The following is a 4,471-nucleotide window of genomic DNA, read 5'->3' as shown; positions in this document are numbered from 1 at the left end:
CCAGCCCGTTCGGAGCAGTGCTCCTCACCCCTGGCATAGGACCCCCTCTTCGGCCTGTCCCCGATGCCTTTCGCCGTCAGGCAGCTTCGGTCAGGCCGTCCTGTCAGGCCGACCCGATCATCTTGCGCAGCACGTAGTGGAGGATGCCGCCGTGGCGGTAGTACTCCAGCTCGTTGGCGGTATCGATGCGGCACAGCGCCTCGAGCGTCTTCTCGCCCTTGTCGGAGGCGATGGTCACCTTGACCTTGCCGCCCGGCGTGAGGTCGGCGAGCCCCTCGATGGAGACCGTCTCGTCGCCGGTCAGGCCCAGGGTCTTGCGGCTCTCGCCTTCCGGGAACTGCAGCGGGACCACGCCCATGCCGATCAGGTTGGAGCGGTGGATGCGTTCGTAGGACTCGGCCAGCACCGCCCGCACACCGAGCAGGCGGGTGCCCTTGGCGGCCCAGTCGCGGCTGGAGCCGGTGCCGTACTCCTTGCCGGCGATCACCACCAGCGGCGTGCCCTCCTGCTGGTACCGCATGGCGGCGTCGTAGATCGCCATCTGCTCGCCGGAGGGCACGTGGCGGGTCTCGCCGCCGACCACGCCATCGAGCATCTCGTTCTTGATGCGCACGTTGGCGAAGGTGCCGCGCATCATCACCTCGTGGTTGCCGCGCCGCGAGCCGTAGGAGTTGAAGTCCACCGGCTTCACGCCATGTTCCTGCAGGTAGCGCCCGGCGGGGCTGTCGGGCTTGATGGCGCCGGCCGGCGAGATATGGTCGGTGGTCACGGAGTCGCCCAGCATGGCCAGTACCCGGGCGCCCTTGACGTCCTCGATGGCGGGAGGCGTGCGTCCCATGCCCTCGAAGAAGGGCGGGTGCTGGATGTAGGTAGAGTCCTTCGACCATTGGTAGACCTTGCTCTGCGGCACCTCGATGGCCTTCCAGGTCTCGTCGCCGTCGAACACCTCGGCATACTCTTTGCGGAACATCTCGGTGTTGACCTGCTCCACGGCCTCGGCGATCTCCGCCTGGGACGGCCAGATATCCTTGAGATATACCGGATTGCCATCGCTGTCGGTCCCCAGTGCGTCCTGGGTAAGATCGCACTGCACATTACCGGCCAGGGCGTAGGCTACCACCAGGGGCGGAGACGCAAGCCAGTTGGTCTTCACCAGTGGGTGGACGCGCCCTTCGAAGTTGCGGTTGCCGGAAAGCACCGAGGCCACAGTCAGGTCACCCGCTTCCACGGCTTTTTCGATTTCGTCTGGCAGGGGGCCGGAGTTGCCGATGCAGGTGGTGCAGCCGTAACCGACCAGATTGAAGCCCAGCGCGTTGAGGTCATCGGAAAAGCCGCCCGCTTCCAGATAGTCCGTCACTACCTTGGAGCCTGGGGCGAGGGACGTCTTGACCCACGGCTGGGTCGCGAGTCCCTTCTCGCGGGCCTTCCGGGCCAGCAGGCCGGCGGCCATCATCACGCTGGGGTTGGAGGTATTGGTACAGGAGGTGATGGCGGCGATGACCACAGCCCCCGGGTTCAGCCGGAAGGCCTCGCCGCCGAGGTCCACGTCCTGGCTGTCGTGGTGCTCGTAGCTCTCCTCGACGCCCACGGCGGTCTGGCCGCCCTCGGACATCAGCTTTCCCTTCTCGGTGGTGGAGAGCGGCTTGCCGTCGTCCTCCATCACCTTGGCGAAGGCCGTCTTCATGTCCTTGAGCGCCACCCGGTCCTGGGGGCGCTTGGGGCCGGCCAGGCTGGCCTCCACCTCGGTCATGTCCAATGCCAGGGTGTCGCTGAAGATGGGCTCGTCGCCGGGCTCGCGCCACAGCCCCTGGGCCTTGCTGTAGGCCTCCACCAGCGCCAGCTGGGCGTCATCGCGGCCGGTGAGGCGCATGTAGGTCAGCGTCTCGTCGTCCACCGGGAAGAAGCCGCAGGTGGCACCGTACTCCGGGGCCATGTTGGCGATGGTGGCGCGGTCGGCCAGCGGCAGGTCCTTGAGGCCGTCGCCGTAGAACTCGACGAACTTGCCCACCACGCCCTTCTTGCGCAGCATCTCGGTGACCGTCAGCACCAGGTCGGTGGCGGTGATGCCCTCGCGCAGCTTGCCGGTGAGCTTGAAGCCCACCACCTCGGGGATCAGCATGGATACCGGCTGACCCAGCATGGCCGCCTCGGCCTCGATGCCGCCCACACCCCAGCCGAGCACCCCGAGGCCGTTGATCATGGTGGTGTGCGAGTCGGTCCCCACCAGGGTGTCCGGGTAGGCCAGCGTCCTGCCATCCTGCTCCTTGGTCCAGACGGTCTTGCCCAGGTACTCGAGGTTGACCTGGTGGCAGATGCCGGTGCCGGGCGGTACCACGCGGAAGTTGTCGAAGGCCTGCTGGCCCCAGCGGAGGAACTCATAGCGCTCGTGGTTGCGCTCCATCTCGATGGCCACGTTGTCCTTGAACGCCGTGGGGTTGCCGAACTTGTCGACCATCACCGAGTGGTCGATGACCAGGTCCACCGGCGACAGCGGGTTGATTCGCGCGGGGTCCTCGCCGAGCGACTCCACCGCGGCGCGCATGGAGGCGAGGTCGACGACGCCGGGCACGCCGGTGAAGTCCTGCATCAGCACCCGGGCCGGGCGATAGCCGATCTCGCGGTCGGAGTGGCCCTGCTGCTGCCAGTCGACCAGCGCCTGCATGTCCTTGCGGGAGACGCTCTCGTCATCGGCGAAGCGCAGCTGGTTCTCCAGCAGGATCTTCAGGGTCTTGGGCAGGCGGTCGATGTTGCCCAGCGCGTCGGCGGCCTTCGCCAGGCTGTGGTAGTGATAGGTCGTGCCGCCGGCGTCCAGCGTCTGCAGGGTATCCGGTGTGGACTCGTTGCTCATGCTGTCTGTCCTCCTGTCGCATCGCAGGGAGTGAGGGCACCATCCTGGTACCTTGCTGATGACATGGTCATGATAGTTGGCCTTTTCAAGCACCGCCCGGCGTCATGTAACTTGGGCGCCCTTGAAATGCCGACTCCGCCCCCTCATATTGCTGCGATACGGCATGACGGTTTCGGGAGGCTGGATGCACGAGGAAGAGCTCGAGCCGCGGTCAGTGCACTGCCCCTACTGCGATACTCCGTTCGAGCTGCTGGTCGATCTCTCCCAGGGCAGCCATGCCACCTGGGAGGACTGTCCGCAGTGTTGCGCGCCGATCCAGTTGCGCATCGAGGTGTCGCCGGCCAGCGGCGAACTGGTCTCCCTCGACCTGGGGCGTGATGATGATGTGCTCTAGCCCGGCACGACCCGCGAGGCATGGTCCTGCGTCCCGCCTCGCCAGACAGCATCTTAGCGTGGGCCCTCGCCGCGGGCTGCGCCATGCCGGCGAGTGTCGGCATTGCCCAGTCCACTGCGCCATTCCCGACTCCACGAGGTCATCTCATGAGCGACGCGCGTCACGAACGCCTGATCATCCTGGGCTCCGGCCCCGCCGGCTACACGGCGGCCGTCTACGCGGCCCGGGCCAACCTGAAGCCCCTGCTGATCACCGGTATCCAGGCCGGCGGCCAGCTGACCACCACCACCGACGTGGACAACTGGCCGGGGGACGAGTCCGGCGTCCAGGGGCCCGAGCTGATGGAGCGGATGAAGCGCCATGCCGAGCGCTTCGATACCGAGGTGCTCTTCGACCATGTCCACGAGGTGGAACTGCGCGATCGACCCTTTACGCTCAAGGGCGACAACGGCACCTACACCTGTGATGCCCTGATCATCGCCACCGGCGCCAGTGCCCGCTACCTTGGCCTCGAGTCGGAGCAGACGTTCATGGGGCAGGGGGTCTCGGCCTGTGCGACCTGTGACGGCTTCTTCTACCGCAACCAGGAGGTGGTCGTGGTGGGCGGCGGCAATACCGCCGTGGAGGAGGCGCTCTATCTCTCCAACATCGCCTCCAAGGTGACCCTGGTGCACCGTCGGGATAGCCTGCGCGCCGAGAAGATCCTCCAGGACAAGCTGTTCGAGAAGGCCGAGAACGGCAACGTGGTGCTGGAGTGGAACCAGACCCTGGACGAGGTGCTGGGCGACAACAGCGGCGTGACCGGGGTGCGGCTCAGGTCCACCGAGAGCGGCGAGACCAAGGAGATCCAGGCGCCCGGGCTGTTCATCGCCATCGGCCACAGCCCCAATACCGGCATCTTCGAGGGCCAGCTCGAGATGGCCGGCGGCTATATCCGGGTCCAGTCCGGCCTCGACGGCAATGCCACCGCGACCAGCGTGTCGGGCGTGTTCGCCGCCGGCGACGTGATGGATCACGTCTACCGCCAGGCCGTGACCTCTGCCGGCACCGGCTGCATGGCCGCGCTGGACGCCGAGCGCTACCTGGACGAGCTGTAACCGGGCTTCGCCCGGAGCTGTAAGCCATAAGCTGTAAGAAACACCCTTGCCGTAAGCCTTGGTGGTGCTACATTGCGTTGGCTTACGGCTTACGGCTTACGGCTTACGGCTTACGGCTTACGGCTTACGGCT

3 protein-coding genes are annotated in these 4,471 nt (G+C 66.4%); 2 read left to right on the top strand and 1 reads right to left on the bottom strand.

Features of this window, described 5'->3' with window-relative positions; genetic code table 11:
• Window positions 1-103: 103 nt before the first annotated feature.
• The gene (gene acnA, locus RI841_RS14745) at window positions 104-2,848 is read right to left on the bottom strand and encodes an aconitate hydratase AcnA (RefSeq protein ID WP_310706390.1); all 2,745 of its coding nucleotides are present in this window, start codon (window positions 2,846-2,848) and stop codon (window positions 104-106) included.
• Window positions 2,849-3,032: 184 nt separating this feature from the next.
• On the opposite strand from acnA, the gene RI841_RS14740 reads away from it, so the two are divergent.
• Complete coding sequence (locus tag RI841_RS14740; protein ID WP_310706389.1) at window positions 3,033-3,242, top strand: CPXCG motif-containing cysteine-rich protein; 210 nt, start codon at window positions 3,033-3,035, stop codon at window positions 3,240-3,242.
• Between the two features lie 146 nt (window positions 3,243-3,388).
• Window positions 3,389-4,339 carry a thioredoxin-disulfide reductase gene (gene trxB, locus RI841_RS14735; RefSeq protein ID WP_310706388.1) on the top strand — a complete coding sequence of 317 codons (951 nt, stop codon included), beginning with the start codon at window positions 3,389-3,391 and terminating at the stop codon, window positions 4,337-4,339.
• Window positions 4,340-4,471: the final 132 nt, after the last annotated feature.

Origin of the sequence: Halomonas sp., from assembly GCF_031581305.1 — a bacterium.
Lineage (GTDB): Bacteria > Pseudomonadota > Gammaproteobacteria > Pseudomonadales > Halomonadaceae > Halomonas.
This window is presented reverse-complemented; position numbering and strand designations above follow the sequence as displayed.